Below are 25,212 nucleotides of genomic sequence, written 5' to 3' on the forward strand. Positions count from 1 at the left end.
CTTGTCGTACTCGTCGATCGATCCCGGTCCGAAGCTCGCCAGTTTCTTCGGCGTGGTCTCGGGCTCGCCCTGGCCCGAGGTCCACGAGGGCGACCTGCGGGAGATCCGCGACGCGTACGAGCAGTTGGCGAAGGACCTGCCGGACCTGCGCCAGCTGATCGCGACGGTGGCGGTCAAGGCCCGGCAGGAGTTCGAGGGCGAGGCCGCCCAGCAGTTCAGCGTGGCGATGAACCAGTTCATCGGCGTCGGCGGCGGCTCCGACTACGTCTCGGCGGCGGCCGACACCGCGAAGGCGCTCGCGGACTGCGCGGGGGACGTCGCCAACCAGGTCGAGTACACCAAGTGGATGGCGATCGCCCAGCTGGTCGACCTGCTGTTCGAGATCGCCCTGGCGACCTTCTGGGCGCCCTTCACCTTCGGCGCGGACTTCGCCGGGCTGTCGCTCAAGTACTTCTTCACCCGCGAAGCGCTGTGGCTGCTGCTGAAGTACCTGATCAAGACCATCCTGATGCACACCTTCTCGGGTCTCGTGAAGGGCATCCTGATGGACTCGATCATCCAGGGCATCCAGATGGACCAGGGCAACCGGCACTCCTACGACATCGACGCGTTCAAGCAGAGCGTGCTGAACGGCGTCATCGGCGGGCTCATCTCCGGCCCGGTCAGCGTGTTCGGGATGGGCCTCGGCAAGCTGATCGGCAGCCTGGTCGGCAAGAGCGGCGGATCGATCCTGGCCAAGGAGCTCGAAACCGTCCTCAAGAACGGCGACAAGGAGGCGCTCAAGCACCTCCTGGACACGGCGACCAAGCACGTGGGCGACACGGCGCTGGCGGACCTGGAGAAGGCCGGCGCCAAGTCGATCGGCAAGGGCCTGGGGGACGGTCTGGGCGACGGCGCGGGCAAGGGGCTGGGCAAGGGCCTCGGTGACGGGCTCGGCGAGGGGGTCGGCAAGGGCCTCGGCAAGGGCGTCGGGAAGGGCCTGGGCGACGGCCTCGGCGAGGGCGCCGGCAGCGGCCTGGGCAAGGGCGTCGGCAAGGGCGTCGGCGAGGGCGCCTCCGGCGCGGCCGGGAAGGTGCTGAGCGACGCGGAGGCGAAGGCCTTCGCGAAGTCGATCGGCAAGGAGATGTTCCACCTCGAACCCTTCCTCAAGCAGGGGTTCGGCACGGGCACCGGCTCGCTCGTCCGGAGGTTCGGGGACACCCTCGCGGACAGCTTCGAGAAGCACCTCGGCGGCGTGCTGGGCAAGGACGCGGCCAAGAGCCTGGGCAAGGAGTACGCCGAGGCGTTCGTCGCCGGCTGGACCAAGCACGGCGCCGCGAACGACTCGCTGAGCACCGTGCTGCGGAGCGTCCTGGAGCACGGCGGGTCGGACCTCGGGGAGCACGGCATCTCCGCGCTGGCCGACCACCTGCCCAACCTGGCCGCCCACATGGGGGAGGGCAACCGGCTCTACCGGCTGGGCGTCATGTTCGGCGAGCAGCTGGTGGAGGGGGCGCAGGGCAACCTCTCCGAGGGCCTCTACAACCTGATCTTCGGCGACAACCACCAGTTCACGACCAGCTTCAACACCTTCGGCGCCGGCATGACGATGGGCCTGGTCGGCAAGGGCGTGCACCACCTCGTCCACCTGAGCGGGGTCGGCCACAAGTGGGCGTCCTACATCGAGCACATCCAGACCAAGGCGCTGGACGACGGCAAGGGCGCCTACTACCCGGCCCACCACCCGCTGACCCTGCTCTCGCTGGCCAGCAACCTGGTCGGGCACGCCGCGCCGTTCCCGGTGCCCCGGTACGGGCCGGGCCAGGAGAAGGTGAACGCCGGTCACGTCCTGGCCTACTCCCGAGGGACGGGCGAGGCGCCGGACGTCGAGTACGCGGCGCTGTTCGCCAAGGCCTTCGGCCGGGCCGATCTGGAGACGTTGTTCGCCGACCCGGCGCCGAAGCCCGTGCCGACCACCTCGGGCGGGGGCGCGAGCACCACGGCCAAGGGCAAGCCGGATCTGCCCGGCGCCGGCGGCGGGAAGGTCGGCCGGCCGACCCCGGTGGCGACCGAGGGCGGCGGCAAGACCGTCACCGACCGCCCCAAGCCGGTCCGGACGGGCAGCAGTTGGAGCGACACCACGCTGGTCGACGAGCCGGTGGGCCAGGCCCGTCCGGGCAAGACCGTCGGCGGCCTGGACGAGACGAAGCACGCCACCGCCACCACCTCGCCCCAGCCGGCCCCCGAGCAGCCCCGGCCCGGACGGACCACCGGCGGCGGCCCCGAGCACGGCCCCGCCGACCCGCCGCAGCCGCCCACGCGCAAGCGCGGCCGGGACACCTACGAGAGCGGCTCCGGCGGCACCGACCTCCCGCTCCCGCCGGAGCCCGCCAAGCGCCCCAGGGCCGGGCAGGACGCGGCCCCGCGCCCGCTGGACTCCTTCCTGCACGAGTTCTCCGACGGCGGCTACCGCGAGCCCGGCCCGGCGGCCCGGCACGCCCTGGAGCAGGCGGTGGCGGGCCCGGACGGACCGAAGAAGTTCGCCCACCCCGAGGAGTTCGTCAAGCTGATCAACCCGGACGGCGGCCACAGCCTGCTCGGGGACGTCAACTGCGTGGCGGCCGCGATGGCCTTCCACTCCACCTTCCGCGGTGAGCCGCAGGTCGCGCCGACCCTGGCCGAGCCCCACCCGGGCGCGGCCGGCGACCTCCAGCACTGGGCCGGGCACTCCGCCGAGTACCTGGGCCTCGGCGACGCGGCGCTCGACGAGGTGGCCCTGCGGGTCGCCGCGGGCGGGCCCGGCTCGGCCGCCGTCGTCCTGGCCTGGACCGAGGACGGCCGGGGGCACGCCTGGAACCTGGTCAACGTGCCCGGCGACGGCCTGGTCTGGGTCGACGCCCAGCAGGGCCTGCACTCCCCGGGCGACCGGCCGCTGCCGCAGGACGTCACCCGGGTCTGGGCGATCGCGCACGACGCCGACAACTGGCCGCTGCGCGGTGACGGCCCGTTCAACAGCGCCGCCGACCACCCGGACGAGCAGTCGGCCCGCCCGAGGCCGGCGGACGCCTTCACCGGTACGGACGGGCCGTCGCACCCGGGCGCCGACGACACCCACCTCACGCACGTCGAGCCCGTCCACGTCGAGCCCTCGCACGTCGAGCCCCCGCACGTCGAACCCGCCCGCCCGGAACCGGCGTTCGCGCCGCCGGGCGAGCGCGTCCCGGTCGACCCCGACGGCCTCTGCCTGCTCCACTCGGTCGCCGTCGGCCGCCCCGAGGCGCCGATGACGGTCGACGCGATGAAGCGGGCGGTCTCCGACCACCTCGCCGAGCAGGGCCCCGGAAAGCTCCCGCCCGAGGTCGCCCGCGGCTACCGCAAGATCGCCACCGCGGACCTGAGCGAGCAGTTGACGAAGCAGACCCGCCCCGAGCTGCTCAACGGCCTGCTGGACCTCGGCGTCGCGGACGTCGGCACCCACGAGGTCGTCCCCGCGCCGCTGCTGCGCGACCGCTACGTCACCGCGCTGGCCAAGGAACTCGCCGGTCCAGAGGGTGACTCGGCCGCCGCACGGGCCCAGGCCGAGCAGACCGTGAAGTGGAAGTTCAAGGACCCGGAGGCCCAGCGGGCCGCCGAGCAGTACCTGCGCGACCACGGCCAGGAGCCGGCCGCCGACCCGCACGACCTGCGCCGCCAGTACGTCGACGAGCGGGTGGCGCAGGGCGAGGACCGCGGCACGGTCGAGCAGGAGGTCGGCTGGAACCTCGCCGACGGCGCCGTCGGCTCCCGCGAGCAGTTCGAGTTCCTGCTCGGCCGCCCGGAACGGATCGGGCTGCACGACCTCTCCGACGCCGACCTCGCCGACCTCCAGGTCTGGCACCGCACCATCTCCGACGCGCCGCTCTCGCCCGCCGAGTTCGCCGGCCTCCAGGACGCCGTCAAGAACTGGGAGCGCTCCTGGTGGCGCGGCTTCGGCGAGACCTTCCCGCCGCTGCTCGCCGACGCCCTCGGCCTGCGCCTGCGGATCCTCGGCCCGAACGGCAGCGGCGGCCACACCGAGTACCTGCGCTACGGGCCCACCGACGGCCACCAGGTGACGGTGTACTACAACGGCACCAACCACTACGACGGCAGCCGCACGCCGCTCCCGGCGCCGACCGTGGACACCTCGGCACCGAAGCGGACGGCCGGGCACGACGGCCCGGTGCTGCCTCCCGTCCCGCACAGCGTGGCCACCGTCAGCGGCGGTGCCGGCGGCGAGCTGGGGCCGACGGCGGGAGTCCCGAAGCCCGAGGTGAAGGCGGAGAGCACGCCCGCGCCCAAGGTCGAGTCCGCGCCCACCTCGACGGAAGCCCCGAAGGAGACCCCGAAGGAGACCCTGAAGGAGGCCCCGAAGGAGACCCTCGCCCCCAAGGCCCCCGAGACCGAGCCGCACCGCCCCGAGGTGCCGAGCATCGTCATCACCGAGGCGGAGCACGACCCGCTGCTCCACCCCGCCCCGCCGGCCTCCCCGCCGGCCTCGGTGCTCGCCATGTCCGTGTTCTCCACCGAGTCCGGCGGCAGCCACCACAACCCGTACGAGGACCCGGCGTTCACCCCGAAGAAGCCGCTCGGCCCGGACGAGCTGCGGCTGCCACCGACCCGGATCTCGAACCACCGCCGGCTCTCCGCCTCCGACCTGGTGGTCGGCCTGCACCACGGCGACACCGCCGTCCACGAGGAGATCGTCAAGCTCTTCGAGTCCGCCTTCAAGAACGACCTGCCCGCCGCCCGCACCCTCGCCAAGGACTACTTCGACCCGGACGCGCTGCGCCCCCGGCTGACCGCGCTGTCCCGGGGCGACGTCTGGGAGGCGCCGTTCAGCGCCAACGGCTGGGCCGGGAAGATCTCCGTCCGGGTGGACGTGGACGGCCTGGTGCACCAGGACACCGCGAAGAGCGTCGAGTTCGAGAACGGCTCGGACCGGCACGCCTCCATCGGCCTCCAGGACGACACCCTGCACCGCTTCAACGCCTCCGTGCAGGCGAAGGCGAAGGCCGGGAAGGTCGACGTCACCGAGACCGTCGGCTACCAGCACGACACGGTGCAGGGTGGCACCTCGGTCGAGTTCGGCCGCTCCATCGCCCGCGGCAAGACCGTCGAGCCGGGCGCCCTGTTCGCCGGGAAGCTGCACCTCGCCGTCGACTTCTCCGAACTCACCCACCACGGCGAGCCGGTGAGCACCGAGCCCGGCGGGCAGGTGCACCGGCTGGACATCGGCGCCACCGTCGGCATCCCGGTCCGCGACACCCTGGACGCCCACGGCACCCCGGTGCCACCGGACCGGGACAAGCTGTTCGCCCCGCCGCAGCGGGTCGTCGACGGCAAGCGGCTCGGCGGCTCGGACATCGTGCTCGACGTCTCCACCCACCGCCACGGCCGCCCGGACGCCGACCACCCGATGCAGGAGGTGCTCGACGGCGTCGAGAAGACCGCCGAGGAGACCCTCGGCGACCTGTGGCCGGCGCTGCGCGAGAAGCTGACCGCGGAACTGGACACCACCCGGCTGCAGCAGGACCTCAAGAGCATGATGTCCGGCGAGCCGACCCGGATCGAGGTGGTCGACAGGACCGGCCTGGTCACCGGCTCGGTGGAGATCACCGCCTCGGTCAAGGCGATGTGGCAGCACGGGAACACCCCGCAGACCGAGTTCAACGTCGGCACCGGCGTCCAGCGGGTCCGCACCGAGCAGGAGAGCAGCGCCGACGGCCTGCAACTCCCGCTGCCCGGCGTGCTCTCCGGCAGCGCGGTCGACAAGTCGACCGGCTCCGGTGGCGGCGGCCTCCAGCTGATCAAGGACACGGTGCAGATCTCCGGCAGCAGCCAGGAGGTCCTGCTCACCACCAAGACCAAGGGCCCCGGCGTGGTCTACGACGGCCGGGCCGAGCTCACGCTGACGTTCGAGAAGGACTCCCCGTTGGGGAAGAGCGGCGGCACCGCGACGACCTCGGTCGACTTCCGGACCCTGATCGAGCAGGCCGAGGCCCGCAACGTCAAGGACACCGGCACCGGCGACCCGACCCTCTTCGTCGCGACCGAGTCCGCGCCGCCGAACCGGCCGAAGACCTTCGAGCCCGGCAAGACCGTCCCCAGCCCGCCCGACGGCGTCTGGCGCCGCCCCGACGGCACCGGCGGCGGCTTCGGCGACACCGCCACCGTCCGCGACCTGCCCACCGTCGGCCCGCTCCACCACGAGGTCGACCGGCTGGGCCGGGAGGTGCTCGGCGGCGCCTGGAAGGACGTCGAGCGCGACGTCCAGCAGCTGTTCAGCCACCCGATGGTGGCCTCCCACCTGACCGCGATGACCCGCGGCACCAAGCTGGAGCTGCCCGAGCAGACCGCGGCCGCGCTGCTCAAGCACGGCGTCAAGGTCTCCGCCACCGCGCACGTCACGGAGCTGGAGTACAAGCGGCCCAACGCCAAGGCCGAACTCAACCCGGTCGACGAGACCACCTCCTTCAGCTCCGGCCGCAAGCTGCTCTCGGACACCAAGTCCGGCCAGGGCGCGGCCGGCGGCACCGCCACGCTGGTCGGCAAGAACACCCTGGACGTCAGCGGCGGCTACTCCCGCCAGGTCCGCGACCGCGACGGCTGGCGCGACGGCAGCTCCCACAAGGTGTACGCCAACGGCAAGTACGCCCGCCCGCAGGAGATCTACGACGCGGGCATCGGCGTCGAGGTCAAGCTCACCGTGGACGGCAAGGAGCACACCGTCACCGTGCCGATCCGGGCCGAGGTCAGCCTCGACGCCACCGAGACCGGTCACCACACCGTCGGCGCCGACGGCCGGGCCCTGTTCACCGGCCCCGGCACCGGCACCCCCGTCCCCCACAAGGGCCCCGCCGAGCCGCACGACCCGCCCGGCCGGATCGCCGACCGCGGCGCGATGAGCGCCTCCGACGTGGTGCACAGCCTGGGCAACGGCGACACCGCCGTGCTGAACGGCATCGAGAAGACCCTGCGGCGGGAGTTCGGCCACGTCCCGGACGACGTGCTGAGCAAGATCAAGAGCCGCTTCGACCCGATCGCCCTCAAACCGCAGCTGTCCAAGCTCAGCCGCGGCGGCCGGCTCACCGAGCACCTGAAGATCCACGGTTGGGACACCACCGTCACCGTCAAGGCCGGCCTGGGCAAGGACTTCCGGCACACCGACACGGTCGAGAAGTTCGAGTTCGAACTCGGCACCCAGACCCGGGTGTCCACCGGTGTCAGCAAGGACCGGCGGGTCCGCGACGTCTTCTCGGTGCCGCTGCGCTTCAAGCTCCCGTACGTCGACCTCGGCCTCAACCTCGCCCGCCGCAACGACTTCGTGCACGGCTCCACCGTCGACACCACCGGCGCCGTGGTCTCCAAGGGCAAGACCGTCGAACCGGCCGGACTGTTCAGCGGCACCGCCGAGTTCACCGTCCACATCGAGTCGAAGAAGCTCGGCCAGAAGGTCACCGCGCCCGACCTCACCGTGCCCGTGCACACCACCGTCGCCGTCCCGCTGCGCGACGCCCCCAAGCACGGCGAGAGCGGGCCGGCGCCGCTGAAGCAGCCGCTCGACCCGCCCGCCCGGATCGAGCGGACCCACCGGCTCGGCTCCTCCGACGTCGTCACCGACGTCCACCCGCTGCGCCGAAACCCCGGGGACGAGCACCGGTCCGTCGGCGAGACCGCCGTGGCCGGGATCGACCGGCGCGGCGCGGCGGTGCTCGGCTCCGACTGGGGCGGGATGAAGCAGAAGATCCTCGCCGAACTGGACCTCACCAAGCTCCAGCCGCAGCTCAAGTCGATGATGTCCGGCCACGAGATCGTGGTGAAGCACGGCCGCAGCACCGTCCGGATCACCGCCGCCGTCTCCCGGCTGGAGCACACCGGCGAGACCGCCCAGACCGAGTTCAACACCGGTACCCAGGTGCAGAAGACCGTCGCCAGCTCGGACGGCGTCACCAGCTACGGCGCCGGGCGCGGCAACACCATCAGCGCTTCCGTCCAGGGCACCAGCAACCCGCTGCCGGTCGGCCCGGCCGTCACCGCCGGCGGCTCGGTCACCCACTCCTGGGGCCACGACCAGCTCGACGTCCAGGCCCAGCGCAGCACCGCGGGCGCGGCGACCAAGACCAAGCTCGCCGGCAGCAGCTACACCGGCGAGGCGACGCTGTACTTCCGGATGGAACGCCGCCCGCTGCTCCCCCTCGGCGACCCGAACCGGCTGGTGCCGCCCGGCGACGGCCACACCCCGGCGACGACCGTCGACCAGCTCAAGTCCGCCGCCGGACAGGCCTGGCGGGACCTCCGCAAGCTCGGCACCACCGTGCACGGCGTCGACACCGCCAAGGTCGGCTTCGAGGTGTCGGTCGAGGCCGGGGAGGGGCGCCCGTCCAAGGGGCCCGCGCCCACGGCCTTCGAGGCGCCCGAGCACCGCAGCGCCCCCGCCCCGCAGCCCGCGCCCACCGAACCGCCGGTGGAGACCGTGGTCAAGGCGCCGCCCGCCCGGGTCTGGAGCGAGGGCCTGCGCGACATCGACGTGATGCGCTGGCTCGGCGACGCCGGCGGCGTCCAGGACATCCTGCGGCTGCGCGGGCCCGAGTTCTTCGGCACCCGCACCTGGGAGCGGATGGAGGGCGTCGCCCGCAACACCGCCGACCACGCCCAGCTCGCCAGCCACTTCGGCTCGGCCACCCGCGGCGAGCCGCTCGGCACCCCCTCGCCCGGCCGCCGAGCGCTGGTCCCGGACGGCGGCGTGCAGGTCAACCTCAAGGTCCTGCAGCTGGAGTACGACCGCTCCGACGGCAAGGTCGAGCTCAGCCCCGCCAACGCGACCTCGACCAGCTCCACGAAGACCCGGCTCGACTGGTCGCTCTGGGGCGGCCAGGTGCAGGGTGGCGTCAAGACCGAACTCGGCCCGGTCGAGGGCACCTTCCAGGGCATCGTGGGCGGCTCGCACCGCAGCCGGGAGGGGCTGTCGCTCGGCGACTCCGGGCAGGTGGTCTCGCACGCGAAGTTCAACACGCCGATGGCGCGGTACGACGGCTTCGCGGAGGTCGAGGTCGTCTTCTTCAAGGGCGACCAGCGGGTGGTGGAGAAGGGCGTCATCCCGATCACGGTGGACATCCCGGAGCGGGAGACCACCGACGCCACGGTGATGAGCGACCACTACCTGGCGTTCAGCGCCGACCGGCCGGACGGGCTGGCGACCCCGAAGCACCCGGCGCCCGAGCCGGCGCCCACGCCCGCGCCGGAGGCGGAGCCCGCCGCGAAGCCGAAGGCCGAGCCGAAGGCCGAGCCGAAGCCTGAGCCGAAGCCTGAGCCGAAGCCCGAGTCCAAGCCTGAGCCGAAGCCTGAGCCCAAGCCCGAGCCGAAGCCCGAGCCCAAGCCCGCCTCCGCCGAGGAGGACGTCTTCCGCTCCCTCACGGACGAGCCCCGGCCGTCCGCCCCGTCACCGGAGCCCACCCCGACCGTCGGCCACGTGAAGACCGGCCGGCCGACCCTCGTCGACGCCGGCCCGCACGAGCCGCAGGTCGCCGTGATCGAGACCGTGCCGGAGCCGGCGCCCGCCCCGGCGCCGGTGCACAGCACCCCCAAGCTGTCGGACCTGCTGCCCAAGTCCTCCTGGTGGCGCCTGTTCATCGACCCCAACGTCCACGCGGCGGCGCTCTCCCACTCGCCGGGCGACGCGGCGAACTACCTGGACGCGACCAAGTACCCGGGCTTCCGCCGGGGCATGACGGAGCTGTTCCGCGAGGTGCTGGACGGCTCGCCCGGCGGCCGCGACTGGTCGCGGATCGACGTCCGCGCCTACGAGGAGCTGCACGACCTCGCGACCCGTCACCTGGTGGTGAAGAAGGAGCCCGACGGCCCGGAGGCCGCCAAGGTCTGGTCCGGCTCGAACGTGGCCTCGGTGTGGTCCGGTACCAAGGACGACACCCTCACCACGATGCGCGGCACCGGCCGCACCACCGTCGCCTCCGACCTCGCCGACGAGCGGATCGGCGGCCACAAGCTGGTCGCCGACTTCACCTCCGGGGGCCCGGTCGCGCGCGAGGACAAGCAGCCGCTCGTGCTGTTCACCCGCGGCAAGAGCCGCGAGGGCATGATCTCGATCAACTACCCGCACGGCACCGCCCCCGAGCACGTCCAGGCCGCGCTGGACCACTACTACGCCGAACTCGGTGCGGCGACCGACGACCGCGGCAGGCTGGTCGCGATCGCCCGGGTGACCAGGTCGCTGCAGATGATCCAGCCGTTCACCGACGCCAACAGCCGGGTGAACGTCAGCGTGCTGATGCAGAAGTTCCTGCTGGAGAACGGCTTCCGGCCCGCCGTCCTGACCAACTCCTTCGAGCTGTTCCTCGGCGGCTACACCGCGCACGAGATCGCCGACCACCTGGTCCAGGGCATGGACCGGTTCGACAAGCTGGCCGCGGGCGCCGAGGGCGACCTGTTCAACACGGACACCGGCCCGGGCGGCCACGTGCTCACCCAGGTCGCCGACGCCATCGGGCTGCCCGGTGGAACGGGCCCCGGCGACGAGGCCGTCCAGCACCACCAGGTGCTCGCCCTGGTCCGGCTCGGCCGCTCGCTGTACGGCGACGGCGTGCCCGCGCTGGACGAGTCGGGCGTGCACCTGCTGCGCAGCGTCCACGGTCTGTCCGGCCTCGCGGAGGCGAAGTTCCCCGGTAGCCCGATCGCGCCGGCCGTGGCGTCCTACGCGCACCACCTCCACGGCCTCGGCGGCGACGCCGTGACGACGGAGCACCTGCGGACGACCGCCGACGCGGTCGGCGACGTGCTCGCGGAGGGGCTCCCGCTCACCGAGGACAACATCCGCGCCAAGCTGCGCCCGGTCACCACCTCCGACCTGCTCGACGACGCCGAGCTGAAGAACTGGCGGGGAGCCGCGCACGAGGAACCGGCGCCCGCGACCGTCCCCGACTCCGGTGCGCGGAAGGTCTCCTGGGACGCGGTGCAGTACCGGGCCCCGGAGGACGGCAAGGCCCCGACGCCGTTCGACGTCCACGAGCTGTCCGACGGCACGCTGCTGAACGCGGACGGGCTGGCGGAGAAGCTGATGCCGAAACTGTCCGACCTGGACCCGGGCTCGTTCCGCGTCGTGTTGAAGGCGGAGCACGGTGCGCTGGGCGACGACCCGCTGTCGGTCGTGCGGCAGACGGCGGACCGGCTGATGACGCCGATCGACCTGCTGCTCGCCGACCACGAGGGCGCCGTCCGCCTGGTGAGCTTCGACGACTTCGGCCGGCCCAGCGCTCCGGTGCTCCTGGAGACGGTCCACCCGGCCGGGACGGCCTGGGAGACGGTGCAGTACCACGCCCCGGAGGACGGCAAGGCCCCCACGCCGTTCGAGATCCGCGAACTCTCCGACGGTGGTGCGCCGTTGACCGCGGACGTGCTGACGGAGAAGCTGATGCCGAAGCTGTTCGACCTGGACCTGGGGTCGTTCCGGCTGGTGCTGAAGGCGGAGCACGGTGCGCTGGGCGACGACCCGTTCGCGGTCGTGCGGCAGACGGCGGACCGGCTGATGGCGCCGATCGACCTGCTGCTCACCGACGGCTTCGGCGCGGTGCACCTGGTGAGCTTCGACGACGCGGGGCAGCACGGTGCGCCGAAGCTCCTGGAGCTGCACCACCCGACCCCGACCGAGCACCCCACGCCGACCTCGACCGAGCACCCGACCCCCGCCGACCGCTGGACGCCCGACGAGCACACGCCGCACGGCGTGCCCAAGCCCATCGAGCCCCACGTCGCCTTCGACACCTTCGACGCCACCGAGGGCCCGCGCGGCCCCGGCGGCACCAAGACCCCCCGCCCGAGCCTGCGCCCCGGCACCGACGGCCCGGCGCCGAGCCTCAGCCCCAGCTCGTCCAGCCGGGTCCGCCGCCTCAAGCACGCGGGCCCCAGCCCCAGCCACTCGATCGACGACCGCTGGCGCCGGCTGCGCCCGTCCACCAGCGGCGGCACCCAGGGCGACCAGTTCACCGTCGGTGGGCCGATGGAGACCACCGGCCCGCACGACCAGTCCCCGCCGCTGCGCCCCTCGCAGTTGCTGCGGGTGCCGACGCCCGACCACGAGACGGAGCTGCGCCCGCTGTGGGCGTCGGACTCCGCGTCGGAGAGCGGTTCCGACTCCGCGATGGACTTCGTCTGGGAGACCGGTGACGGCCACGTCCACCACCCCGAGCTGTGGCAGGACGGCGCCTCGTACCTGACGCCGTTCCTGCCCTCGTCCAAGGACGCGCAGGGCAACCTGGTCCACCGCGGCGACGTCGAGGAGGTGTCGATCGGCGGCCAGGGCTTCGTCCGGCTGTACCTGGTCTCCTCGGGGGACGCCCTGCCGCTCGGCCTGCACGACGGCGGTCACCTGGAGCTGCACACCGGGGACGAGCACGCGCTGCTGGTCATCGGCAGCGAGGACACCGCCGTCCGGGTCGCCAACGGTCTGACCGGCGGCGACCTGGGCCGGACGAAGATCTCCTCCGTCCTGGTGGACCGCTCGATCGCCGTCGACCTCAGCCTGAAGGCCGGCCACGGCCAGGACGGCCACGTCTCCCCGGCGTACTCGCTGACCGAGGCGAACGTGGTGCGCGCCGACCACGAGGCGCTGTCGCACGCCCTGGAGCACGCCGTCGGGGCCTCGCTGCAGCACCTCGACGGCTCGTCCGACCCGGCCCGCTCCGGCGGCGGCCCGGTGCCGGTCTCCGGCCTGCCGGCCGGTGCCGCGCGGCCCTGGCTGGAGAAGGAGAACCCTTACCCCAAGCAGGAGTTGACCACCCAGGCGGAGCTGGACGACCACCTCAAGAAGGTGGCCGAGCAGCGCGCCGAGTGGGCCCGGCACGTCGCCACCTGGGAGCAGTACGCCCAGAAGTCCGACGAGCGGACCGGTCACCCGCTGCTGGACGCGGCGGCCGCCGCCCGGCCGCTGGACGAGCGGGTCGACGAGCTGAAGCAGTTCCTGCTCGACCACGGGGTGCAGCCGCCGAACGGCAAGAGCCGGATCAACGCCAAGCTGGACGGCTGGATCCAGCGCATCGACCACAAGATGCGCCAGGTCGCCGACTGGATCGGCGCCGCCGACCACGTCACCGAGGCGCTGAAGGAGGGCCGGACCCTGCACCAGGGCCTGGACACCCTCCCGCAGTCCCACGACCTCCCGGACGCCGTCGACCACCAGGCCGCCCTGGAACTGCTGACGATCCGGCAGAACCACGCGGCGGCCGAGCTCACCAAGCTCTGGGAGGACCCGAAGACCCCCGCCGAGACCCTGGTCGACACGATCGGCGCCGCGCTCGGCACACCGCTGACCACGCCCCCGCCGGGCGCCGTCGAGCGGGTCCGGGCGCTGCGCGACCACGCGGAGCAGCACGCCGCGCAGGACCTGCTCGGCAGCCGTCCGCTCACCGAGTACGCGACGGGCCTGGTGCTGTCCGCCCAGGCGGAGCACGACGGCACCCCGGTCCACGAGCTGATCGCCGCCAACCGGAGCCTGCTGACCTTCGACGCCGACCGCACCATGCTGATGTTCGGCAACGGCACCGAGAAGGTCGTCCGGGACTACCTGGACGGTCGGTACGCGGGCGAGCCCGACCAGGGCGTGGGCCGCACCCTGCGCGAACTCACCGAGGCCAGCCGGTTCGTGAACGACTGGCCGAAGCTGGACGCCGGCAACCTCAGCCCGGCCGTCGCCGGAGTGGTGGGCCGGGACGTCCGCCACCACCTGGTGCTCGACCAGGTACGCCGGATGGCCGACGCCGGGAGCGGCCCGCTGCCGCCCGGGCTGATGCGCGACGGCCGCGAGCTGTCCTTCGACCCGACCAGCGCGATCGGCAAGCGCCGCCAGGCGCTGCTGGACCTGCTGGACGAGCGGAAGCTGCCCACCGCGTTTCTGACGGCGGACGCGGCCCACACCGCGGAGCGCAACGCCGCCAAGGCCGCCGAAGCGGCCAAGTACCCGGGCGCGTCCGTCCACGACCTGTTCCAGGGCCCGGTGGACACCGCCGACCTGGTCGGCACGGCGCTGCGGGTGAGCCGCGAGAAGCCGCTCTACCCGCCGGTCGACACCCCCGTCCCGGGCGGCGACGTCCAGCCGGAGGCGCCGCACCCCGGCGAGTCCGCCCCGGTGCTGCCGACCACCCGGCCCGGCGGCGCGCTGATCCTCGGCCCCAAGCTGGGCGCCGACCCGGCGGCCCGGCAGGAGGCGCTGCTGCGCGGCCCCAACGTGCCGGGGGAGCGGATGGTGACCGTCGAGTCCGGTCCGCACGGGCCCTGGTTCACCACCGAGCACGGCGAGGTGCGGCAGCTGACCCCGGAGGCCTTCGCCGAGGCGCTGACCGGGCTCGGCGTCCACCCCGGCGAGACCGTCACCGTCCACTTCGCCGGGGAGGCCCCCTCGGACGACGTCCGCCGGGCCCTGACCGGGCACGCGAGCACCGCCACCGGCGCCCGGGTGCGCACCGACCTGTACGGCGGCGAGCGCACCGACGCCGACCTGCCCCAGTACACCGAGGCCGGGGTGCTGATCCCCGGCCCCGGCCGGTACGGCGACCACCTCAAGGTGCTGGAGAAGCTCCCCGGGCTGGCCGACGAGAAGCTGCTGGTGCTCTCGGCGCAGGGCGGCGGCTTCGTCGACCGCGCCGGGCAGCCGCTGACCGCCGCCGAGGCCGCCGAACTGCTGCTCGCCAAGGGCTCCGCTCCGGACGCCCCGGCCCTCGCCGTGGTGGTCACCGGGGAGGAGGCCGGGGTCGGCGAGGCCGCCCGCAAGGCCTTCGGCAAGGAGCTCAGCCAGGCGCTCAAGGACAAGGACGTCCACGTCGAGGTCCGGATCGCGCTGCCCGACGAGCGGGTGGCCCGCTACCACGACGGCGCGCTGATCACCGACGGCCACGCCAAGGAGCCGGACCCGCGCCCCTGGGACGGCTCCGGGCCGACCGGCGGCGGGCAGAAGTCCGTGTTCACCAGCGGGGACGTCCGGGTCGAGGTGGAGACCACGAAGGACGGCCGCGGCTTCCTCTTCGCCGACCTGACCGCCCCCGGCACCGACGGCTACCGCACGCTCGACACCAAGCAGGAGTACCTGGAGTACACCCAGCGGAGCCGCACCGGCCTGGAGACCGTGCACCGGCCCGAGGTCGACCTGCCGTGGGCCTCCGCGATGCGCGGCGACGCCGACGGCAAGGGCGCCAAGGGCATCGCCGTGGTCGTGGTCGACGACCGGCGCGGTGGACTGACCGTCACCAAGCCCGACGGCGGCACCGTCACCCTGCCCTGGCGCGACGGCGCGAGCCTGATCGGGCACGTCCTCAAGGAGAGCGGCTTCCCGGCGGACGGCGAGGTCGGCCTGGTCGGGATGCACGGCGACCTCACCGAGGGCCCGCACCTGGAGCAGCTGGCCCGCTGGATCAGCGCCGACACCGGCCGCACCGTCCACTTCAAGGCCAACCCGATGACCACGGTCGAGACCGGCGACGGCACCGGCAGCACCAAACTGTCCGTCACCGCCCGGCTCGACCACGACCTGCCGCCGCGCGACTTCCGCACCGGCGCCGCCGACTTCGACGCGGAGAAGTTCAAGGAGAGCGGCTTCTTCGTCACCGACAGCCTGAGCGGCGAGGGCGGCAGGCTGCCCTGGAAGATCCCGCTGCCGGACCGCGGCACCGTCTCCTACCCGCTGTACACCCGCCCGGAGGGCGACCAGGGGCCGCAGCACGTGGGCCGGTCCACCTGGAACATCAAGGACCAGTGGAAGTTCTGGGGCTTCGACCAGGGCGTGCCGCTGGACGTCCCGTACGTCGGCGTGGTCGAGAAGCTCAAGGACTCCACCCTGCCCTCGGGGCGGATCCACGACCCGCGGCTCGGCGGCGTGGACGTGTTCCAGGGCGTCGAGATCAAGTGGAACCCGGACGCCCGCCGGTACGTGGACGAGGGCCACGGCGACCCCGAGACCGCCAAGGTCGAGGTGGGCACCCACACCCCCGGCACGTACTCGGTGACCGCCCACGTCGGCGGCGAGGCGCTCGGCCGCTCGGTGCGCCGCCGGGCCAGTTTCGACGACGGCGCGGTCAACTCGCTGGGCAGCGGCGCCCACAAGCGGCAGCAGACCGATCTGCTGCTGGCCCGCTGCTTCGCCTCCGACAAGGACGTGGCGGCGACCTTCGCGGCCTCCGCCAAGGTGCGCACCGTCGCCGTCGACGGCCTCTTCTACAACGCCGGCAAGCCCGCCGTGATCGCCCAGGCCGGCGGGCACGCGCCCGGCAAGGTGCTCTGGGTGGAGAAGGGCAGGACCGTCACCCACTACCGGGCGGACGGCACCGACGAGGCAGCCCCGGGCGGCCCGAACGCGGCGAAGCCGACGCTGCGCCGCTCCGACTCGCACACCAGCGACGTCACGGCGACCCCGGCCTCCCAGCCGGCGAACACGCCCAGCCCGGCCGGTTCGGACGCCAGCACCGGTTCGGCGGGCTCCCAGCACCCCCGGCACCGGCCGATCGTCCCGGTCGACCCCGAGCCGGGGCACGTCCACCGCGCTACCCCGGATCCCCGGCCCGAGTCGCACGCTCAGCCGGAACCGCAGGCACAGCCCGAGCGGGTGCACGAGATGGCGGACGCCCTCGCCAAGTCCCTCCAGGGCACGGACGCCCGCTGGTTGGCGGACCCGGACAGCCCGGCCGCCCAGCTGCACGCGACCGGCAAGGCCGTCTCCCGGTTCCCCGAGGACCCGCGCTTCCTCTCCGTCGCCTTCCACTCGGAGCACGCCGACGGCGCCCCGACCTGGCGCGGCAGGCGGGTCGGTCCGGAGGAACTCGCCGACGTCCTGGCCGAGTTGCGCGAGCGCGGGATCTGGCCGGAGGGCAAGGCGCTGCGCTTCCCCGCCTGTGAGTTCGGCACCGGCGGCGCCGGCTCGTACGCGGCCGAGGTGATGAGGGCGCTGCGCGGCAAGGTGACCGGCCCGCTGGAGGCGTACGTCCCCGAGGGCAAGCTGTGGTTCGTGCCGAAGCCCACCGGCCCGTTCACGGTGGAGTCGGAGGGCCCGGGCCACCTGGTGGTGGCCAAGGCCGTCGGCTTCGACGCCAACGGTCTGCCGGTCGTGGTCCCGGGAGGAAAGTGGCTCAAGGTCTCGCTGCCGGAGGAGACTCCGGGGCAGAGCGCGGGGGAGCAGTCCCACCACGAGCCGCACGTCGAGGAGTTGGGCGCCCACCTGCCCGCCGACCTGTCCGCCGCGCACGGTCCGCACGATTCGCACGGTTCGCAGGGCCCGCACGCCGAGCTGCCCGAGGGCCTGCACTGGTCACCCGGTCCGGACGTGCCGCACGACATGCCGGGCGCGACGCCCTTCGGCAGGCGCGCGCTCTACGACGCGCCCGAATACGCCGCCGCGGCACGCGACTTCGAGCTGAAACTCGGCGAGTACTGCTTCAACTCGAAGGACGCGGAGGCGGCCACCCGCAAGACCCTCGGCAAGCTGCTCTCGGTGTTCCAGAAGGCCTACCCCGGGAAGCAGCTGCCCGAGCTGGTCAGGGCCCTGCTCAAGGACGACCCGACGTCCTCCGGGCAGGTCGGCACCCACCTGTCCGGGCCCGAGATGGCGGCCCTGCTGAAGGAGGGCAACACCCGTGAGCTGATGACGGCCTTCTTCAACGGGGCCTACTTCGGCGACTCGGAGATGAGCCTCAAGAAACTGTGCAACGAGATCATCGAGGGGAAGGACTGGAAGCGGGCGGAGGACCTCGGCCTGAACGTCGCGGCGCTCAAGGAGTCCCACGCGTTCCTGGAGGGCAACTTCCGCAAGGGCATGCACGAGCTGCTCGGCCGGATCAACCCCAGGACGGCGACGATGTTCGAGAACGACGTCTTCGGCACCGGCAACGTGCTGTCCCAGTCGAAGACCCCGCTCTCCGACGGCTTGGGCTACCTGACCAGCCTCCGTTCCCGCACCCCGCGGCCGGACTCCGAGATCCCGGCGCCGTCGGCCCGCGAGTTCAAGCTCAGCGGCATCGAACTGAGCAAGCGCGAGCTGGAGTTCCTGAAGGTCAATCCGCTGGCCTGGGGCATGACCGGCATCGAGGTGCGCAAGGTGCGCTGGGAGGACGTCCCGCACCTGGAGAACGGGGCACCCGACCTGGAGGCCCTCCGCAACCAGCCCGGCGTCCAGGACGTGTTCGTCGAGCGGGACCCGGACACCCGGCAGAACACGGTGTTCACGGTGGTGGAGAACCCGAACGGCCGGCTCGGTGCCGGTGAGATCGGCCCGGACCAGCCGCTCAGCCTGCGCACCGGCGAGATGGTGCACAAGCTGGACGAGGGATCCTCCTGGCACAAGGAGGCCAACGGCGAGAAGGGCATGCGGCTGGTCGCGGGCATCTCGGCGACCGCCGCCAAGATGATGACGGCCTTCAAGCTGCTCGGCGTCACCGACGTCGAGCCCGACCACATGGTCAAGGCACTGCTCGGCTGGATGCTGCCCACCAGCGACCACTCGGTCTACGAGATCCTCAAGGGCGTCGAACTGACCGGCACGATCACCCCGTTGCACGAGTCCACCCTCAAGTCCGCCGAGGAGATGTACCGGAACCTGCCGGGGATCCCGCTCGACCGGGTGCGCGAGCTCGTGGGCAAGGACGGCATGCTGCCGCACGAGCAGGTCTACGTGGAGAAGATCAAGCAGGAGGACGGCGGCTTCGGTGAGCCGGCCGCCCGCCACCGGACGCTCGTCGAGGAGCGCTACGGCATCTTCAAGCAGCTCGCCGAGCACGTCCCCGCGGACCGGATCAACGCCGCCGACGAGGTCGTCGAGGGCGTCCAGAAGTGGCTCAGGGACAACAAGATGACGGCGGCGGAGGTGATGGCCGGGCTCACCCCGGCGCACTTCTACGCCCTGGCCGTCTACACCGGCCCGGCGTTCCCGCTGATCAACGTGATGATGCGGTTCGGCGGGTCCTTCGACAAGGCGATGCACGTCCAGGTCAAGCACATGCTCTTCGGCTCGGACGTCACGCCCAACTCGCTGTCCCAGCACCCGGCGATCAAGGACCTGCTCCGGCGGACCGTCTTCGCCAACAAGGCGGAGGCGAACGCGCACCAGGCGCACGTCATGAAGATCGTGGAGAAGGAGGTCCTGCCGGACCTCAAGCGGGAGATGCGCGAGCACGAGAAGATGCTCCGCTCGGCGCTGGACCTGCTGCCGGCCGCCGAGGGCAAGGTCTACCGCGGCAGCGCGGCCATCTCCTTCAACGGGGTCACGGCGCTCTCCCCGGTGTACGGGCGCAAGAGCATCACGCACCACGACTTCACCAGCACCAGCCGCAGTTCGGCCACCGCGATCAAGTTCCGGGACGGCCGCCGGAAGACGGCGGTCACCGAACCGCTGCTGGTGGACATGGAGCTCACCGGCGGCGGCGCGGCCAAGGACATCTCCGCCTTCTCGGTGGAGATGCAGGAGCAGGAGGTGCTCGGAACCCCGGGGAGCAAGTTCACGGTGAAGGAGCGCCGGCACGTGGACGGCAAGCTCAGGATCGACATCAAGGAGGCCAACTCGGCCACCTCCTTCCCGTCGCCGGGCACCCCGGGCTCGGCCACCGCCCGGGTGGACACCGAGATCCTCCAGTCCCACCTGGCCAAGCTCTCCGGCCTGCGCGCGATCCGGGACAAGGGCGACCTGTGGGGCCTGGGCATCGACATCGGCGTTCCGAACGCGCGCGGCCTGGGCGCCAAGTCGATGGCGCACGCCTTTCCCACCGACCTCGTCAAGCGGGCCATCGGCGAACACACCTGGCACATCGCCACGTTGGCGGCGGAGCTCCACTACGGCCCGGGCAACGTCGACCTCAAGGCGCTGCAGCTGACCCGGCGGGTGACGGACCTGGTCCGCGACAGCCTCAAGCTCGGCAAGGACGCCCCGGTGACCAAGACGCACCTGGACTCCTACGTGCGGGTGCTGACCAAGGCCGACGAGTCCGTGCCGGTCGCGCCGCTGGACCGCCAGCGGCTGCTGAAGGCGGTCAGGGCGGCCAAGCGGGACGGCGCGCGGGTGACCACCGCCGACGTGACCGGGGCCTGGCAGCGCCTCTCGCTGGCCGGGCCCGGCACCCCCGGAACCCCGGGCGGCCACCGGCCGCCGGGCTCCCCGCTCACGCCGCTCGCCCCGAACACCCCCGGGACGCCCGGCACTCCGGTCACGCCGACCGGACACGAGGCCGCCCAGCCCGGTGGCTACAACCCGGCGGGGGACCTCCGGCGCCAGCCCGTGCTGACCATCGGCGCGCCGCCGAACCAGAACGCGTTCCACACCAAGCTGATCGCGATGGACAAGTTCCCGCTCGACGACCGCTTCTTCACCGTGGCGCTGCACTGCGACTCCGGCATCCCGACCCACTACGGCCAGCCGATCCACCCGGGCTTCGTGGTCGACGGGCTGATCCAGCAGAAGGCGAGCGGCCGGTGGGACGGCATCAAGCCGATCCAGTTCGCGGCCTGCAACCTCGGGTACGGGATCACCGGGAGCTACGTGGCCGACGTCATGACCGAGCTGTGGCGGCGCGACCCCACGATCACGGCGGCGGCCTACGCCGGCGACGGCCCGGTCTGGTTCGTCCCCCGGCTCAACGAGCAGGGGCAGGCGAACCACGGTCTGCGCGGTGACCTGGTGGTGGCGCGGCAGGTCGGCATCACCAAGATGAGCCGCCCCGGCATCTCCGGCGGCGGCAACTGGTACCGCTTCGACCGCCCGGCGGACGGTACGCTCGGACCCGAGGTCCTGAAACTGGGCCCCTACCTGCCGTCGGAGGGCGACGCCAGGGACCGGCCCGACCACTACTTCCCCGCCGGGCAGGACGACTTCGACCCGGAGCTCAGGCTCTTCGGCGCCGTCCCCTTCGACGACGAGGACCCGGCCGACCACCAGCGGCCGCCCCTCGGGCTGGCCGACCAGATCTTCCAGGAGCTGAACACATGACCGCGGAGTTCACCCTCGCCGCCGTCTTCGACGCCGTCGACCCGCTGACCGGGCCGGAGTTCCACGAGGACCACCCGGTGATCGAGGACGCGGCGGAGCGGGAGGCCCTGGTCGGGTACCTGGCCTCGGCCGCCCTCGTGCTGATGACGCCGAGCCTGATGGACGACGTCCTCGACCCGGAGCGGGCCGGCGCCGTGCCGATGGACTACCGCTGCGACGGGCGGTGGATCTGGACCGACACCGTCACCTACTACCTGGACCGCTACGGCCTGGAGCCGGACCCGGGGCTGCTCGCGCACGTCCGGGAGCGGGTCGCCGCGGGGGCCGGGCCCGAGGAGCTCGCCCCGGACGTCCAGGAACGGGCGGTGGAGTACCTGCTGGCGCCGCCGGCCGCCGGGCAGGAGACGGTCTGGGAGGTCACCGAGGGCGCCTGAGGCCCTCGGGCCCGTCTTCGAACGACGGACGACGGCCCCGGTCCGGTGGGCGATCCACCGGGCCGGGGCCGTTCCCGTGTCCCGCGGTCAGCCGGTGTGCCGGCCGCGCCGCCGCTCCCGGGCCAGGCCGAGCGCCACCCCGCCCACCACCAGGGCGCCGCCCGCGGCGGTCAGCATCGTGGACAGGCCCTCCGAGCCGGTCGAGGCCAGGCTGTCGCCCGAGGACCCGGCCGCGGCCGCCGCCGTGGTGCTGCGGCTCGCCGAGGGCGTGCCGGTGGCGGTGCCGGTCGGCGCGGCCGTGGTGGCGCTCGGCGCGGCGGTCGCCGTGCCGGTGCTGCTCGGCTTCGGCACCGGGGTGCCGGTCGGGGTGGCGGTCGGGCCGCCGGTCGGGGTCGGCGTCGGGGACGGGGCGGGGGCCTTGCCGCCGCGCTCGGCGAGCTGCTGGGCGTACAGGCTCTCCGGCTGCACCGGGGTGCCGGTGGACACCGTCTCCCCGGTCTGGCGGCCCTCGACCGGGGTGCCGCGGGTGCCGAACGCCCAGTTGTGCGCGGTGGGCGGGTTCTCCACGCCGTAGTAGCCGACGTTGGCGTTCCACATCACCTGGTTGGCACCGGCCCAGCCCTGGCCGGAGCCCGCGTTGGCCCGGTTGGTCAGCGCGAGGTCGTCGCTCGGGCCGCGCGAGTGCAGCATCGTGATGTCGTCGTACAGCGTGCCGGTGGCCCAGCGCTGGTGCGGGCCGGCGTCCAGGCGGAACCCGCCGGTGTTGTCCGAGGTGCAGTGCGAGAACACGTTGGGCCCGGCCACCCGGGCGCCGGTCAGCCAGGCGTGCACATTGCTGCCGCTCACCTTGCAGTTGACGACCAGGCTCTGCTGGCCGTCGATGCTGTACGCGCCGGGCTGGGCGAACGGCGAGCGCTGCGGGACGGCCTTCTCCATGCCGGTCGCGCTGGTGTCGCTGATGGTGACCCGGGAGGCGGTGGCGCCGATCGAGCCGATGCCCGCGCCGAACGTGTCGGCGGCGATGTCACGGGCCCAGGCGTCCTGCACGGCGGCGAAGTCCACGAAGCGGCTGGCGAAGTAGCCGTGCTCGTCGTAGCCGGGCGCGGAGGTGAAGGCCGAGCCGTCGGCGCTGAAGCCCTCCACCCCGACCTGGGAGATCCGGCCGGGGAAGTCGTACGCCCACACCTTGGCGTGGGTGTACTGCTTCTCCAGGGCGTTGGTCAGCGGGATGTCGACGGTCACCTTGTTGCCGTCGATCGCGGTGACGGTGCGCTGGAACTGCTGGCCGTCGTTCGGGGTCCACGGCTTGGACGGGGTGCCGTCCGGGCGGGGCGGGATGTGGTCCATGCCGATCGCCTTGATCCAGGCGTCCTCCTGGGGGCGCTGCACCACGATCTGCTGGCCGACCTTGAGGCCCGCGGTCGAGTCCAGGGTCAGCGTGGTCGCGCCCACCGGGACGTAGTCGTCGGTGACGGCGTGGTCGGCGCCGGTCTTCTGCGGCGCGCCCTCGCCGGCCAGTTCGACCAGCGGCCGCGGCTCGCCCGAGGCGATCAGCTTGGTGCCGTTGCCCCCGCTGCCCGCACCGCGCAGCACCACGCCGGAGGCCTTGATCCGCAGCGGCTTGCCGACCCGGAAGGTGCCGGCCGACAGCTGCACCGCACCCCGGAGCCCGTCCGACCCCTGGGGCATCGCGGCGACCTTGTCCAGCGCCGCCTGGATGCGGTCCGCGTCGTCACCGCTGCCGGCCGGGTCCAGGGTCACTACGGCCTTGGCGGTCGGGACCGGCTGGGCGCCGTTGCGGTACCCGGCGTAGGAGAAGTCCGGGATGCGGTTGCCCTGGGAGTCGTGGCCGTAGACCAGCCGGCCGTCGGCGACGTGCAGCCAGTCCGTCCCGCTTCCGGCCGGCGCGTCCGGCGCGTCGGGCGCGGACTTGCCGGGGGTCGGGTGCGGACCGGCGGCGAGGGCGGCCGGGGCCGCCCAGCCGACGGCCAGTCCGGCCAGGGCGGAGACGGCGACGGCGGCGCGCAGTGCGGCGCGCCGGCCGGCACGGGCATGGGACATGGACTCTCCTCGGTCGGGGCCTGGAACAGGTCGACAGGGTGAACGCCCCGCCCCCGCCGGGCGGTTCAGTCCGCCGTGGGTTCCGTGCGGAAATTTCCGCCGCGACGGTGAACCGGACCCGCCCGTCCGTCCGTGCTCCGTGGCGGAGACTTCGGCGGCACGGCGCCGGGTCTCCCGATACGGGACATCGGGACGACGGGAGCCGGGTAGCTGTGGTGGGCACGAGCCAGGACGAGAACGGCGGCGCATCGACGGGGTACCAGCTGCCGGTGCTGGCCTGGGGGATGGACGAGGAGGGGACGGAGGGGCCGAGCGGCTCCGCCGAGGCGGCCGCCGCGCCTGCCGCGCCCGTTGCTCCGGTCGCCCCTGCTGCCGCCGTTGCCCCGGCTGCTCCTGCCGCGGCCGTCGTGGCCGTCGCAGCCGTCGCGCCTGCCGCGCCTGCCGCCGTGCCCGAGCCGACGCCGGAACCGGGGTCCGGGCCGCAGCCCGCCGCCGGCCCGGACCCCGAGCCGGCCGCGCCCGGCCGGCCCGGCGGCCCCGGCGCCGCCCGGCTGGGCGCGCTCAAGCGCGCCCTCACCCAGGCCCCCGCCCGGGCGGCGAGGCACCTCGCCTCGGTCGCCCCCTCAGCCGCCGGCCCGGCCGCCACCGGGTCCGGCACCAGCGGGACCGACGAGCCCGGAGCGCCCCAGCCCGCCGAGGAGCGCTCCGGCCGTCGCCGCGTCCCCCGCCCCGCCGTCGCGGCCGCCGCGGTCGGCGTCGTCCTGATGGGCCTGCCGCTGGTGATGGGCCACGGCGAGGTCGGCACCGACGCCGTCGAACCGCTCGGCGGCACCGGCACCAGCCGCCCGGACACCCCCGCCCCGGCGCCCGACGCCCCCGGCAGCCCGACCGGGACCCCGGCCACCGCCTCCGCCACCCCCGGCCCGGCGACCCCCAGCGGCACGCCCACCGACCCGGCCGCGACCCCGGCCCCCGGCACGCCCGTCGCCGGTGCGCCCGCTCCCGGTGCGCCCGACCAGGCGGCCGCACCCGGCGCCGCGGTGGTCGCCGGTGCGCCGCTGGCCCAGGCCGCCGGCCCGGCCCCCGCCGCCCACGCCGCGCCCGGCACGGCCGCCCGACCCGCCGGCGGAACCGGCGGCGGGTCGGGCGGCGGGTCCGGCGGCGGTGCCCCGCAGGCCCCCGCGGCGCAGCCCCCGGCCCAGCCGGCCCCGGCGCCGCAGCAGCCGCAACAGCAGCCCCAACAGCCGCCCGCCGCCCCGCGCTACAGCGCCCTGGCCGGCCCGGGCTGCGCCGGCGCCGGCACCGGCTACAGCGAGAACGGCCGCTCGGCCGGCTCCCGGGACTGGGTCACCAACGACGACGGCGGCACCGGCTGCGGCGGCGCCTACACCTCGGTGCCGATGTCCGGCGACCGCAACAAGGACGACGGCAACTCGGTGACCTGGACCTTCTCCACCGGTCCGGTCGCCTCCGGCAGCTGCCGGATCTCGGTGTACATCCCGAACAGCGGCGACCTCAAGGCGGTCGGCGGCGCTCCCGCCTACTACACCGTCCAGAACGGCGGCGGGTCGGCCGGCTCGTTCACCGTCAACCAGCCGCAGAACCGCGGCGACTGGGTCGGCGCCGGGACGTACCAGGTCAGCGGCAGCCGGATCAGTGTCACGCTGCACACCCGGGGCATCGACTGGGGCGGCACCGCGGGCTCCCGACTGGCCGCCTCCACCGTGAAGGTCGACTGCTCCGGATGATCCGCCC

General features: G+C 73.5%; 4 protein-coding genes. 3 read left to right on the forward strand and 1 reads right to left on the reverse strand.

Translation table 11 applies throughout. The features are described from left to right. Nucleotide 1 precedes the first annotated feature (1 nt). Complete coding sequence (locus ACIP4P_RS03955; protein WP_400914485.1) at nt 2-20,962, forward strand: toxin glutamine deamidase domain-containing protein; 20,961 nt, start codon at nt 2-4, stop codon at nt 20,960-20,962. Further along, nucleotides 20,959-21,396 (forward strand): hypothetical protein, encoded by a 438-nt coding sequence (locus ACIP4P_RS03960; RefSeq protein WP_400914487.1) that lies wholly within the window; start codon nt 20,959-20,961, stop codon nt 21,394-21,396. Before ACIP4P_RS03955 ends, ACIP4P_RS03960 begins: the two co-directional genes overlap by 4 nt. A gap of 87 nt (nt 21,397-21,483) precedes the next feature. Here ACIP4P_RS03960 and ACIP4P_RS03965 read toward each other — a convergent pair whose 3' ends face one another. Next, nucleotides 21,484-23,457 carry a hypothetical protein gene (locus tag ACIP4P_RS03965; protein ID WP_400914489.1) on the reverse strand — a complete coding sequence of 658 codons (1,974 nt, stop codon included), beginning with the start codon at nt 23,455-23,457 and terminating at the stop codon, nt 21,484-21,486. A gap of 215 nt (nt 23,458-23,672) precedes the next feature. Between ACIP4P_RS03965 and ACIP4P_RS03970 the strand changes: the two genes are divergently transcribed. After that, nucleotides 23,673-25,205 (forward strand): hypothetical protein, encoded by a 1,533-nt coding sequence (locus ACIP4P_RS03970; protein WP_400914492.1) that lies wholly within the window; start codon nt 23,673-23,675, stop codon nt 25,203-25,205. Nucleotides 25,206-25,212 lie beyond the last annotated feature (7 nt).

The organism is Kitasatospora sp. NPDC089509 (assembly GCF_044749365.1).
GTDB lineage: Bacteria > Actinomycetota > Actinomycetes > Streptomycetales > Streptomycetaceae > Kitasatospora.

Coding starts and splice junctions, on each gene's coding strand:
- ACIP4P_RS03960 (WP_400914487.1), top strand. CDS start 20,959: ATGACCGCGGAGTTCACCCTCGCCGCCGTCTTCGACGCCGTCGACCCG.
- ACIP4P_RS03965 (WP_400914489.1), bottom strand. CDS start 23,457: ATGTCCCATGCCCGTGCCGGCCGGCGCGCCGCACTGCGCGCCGCCGTC.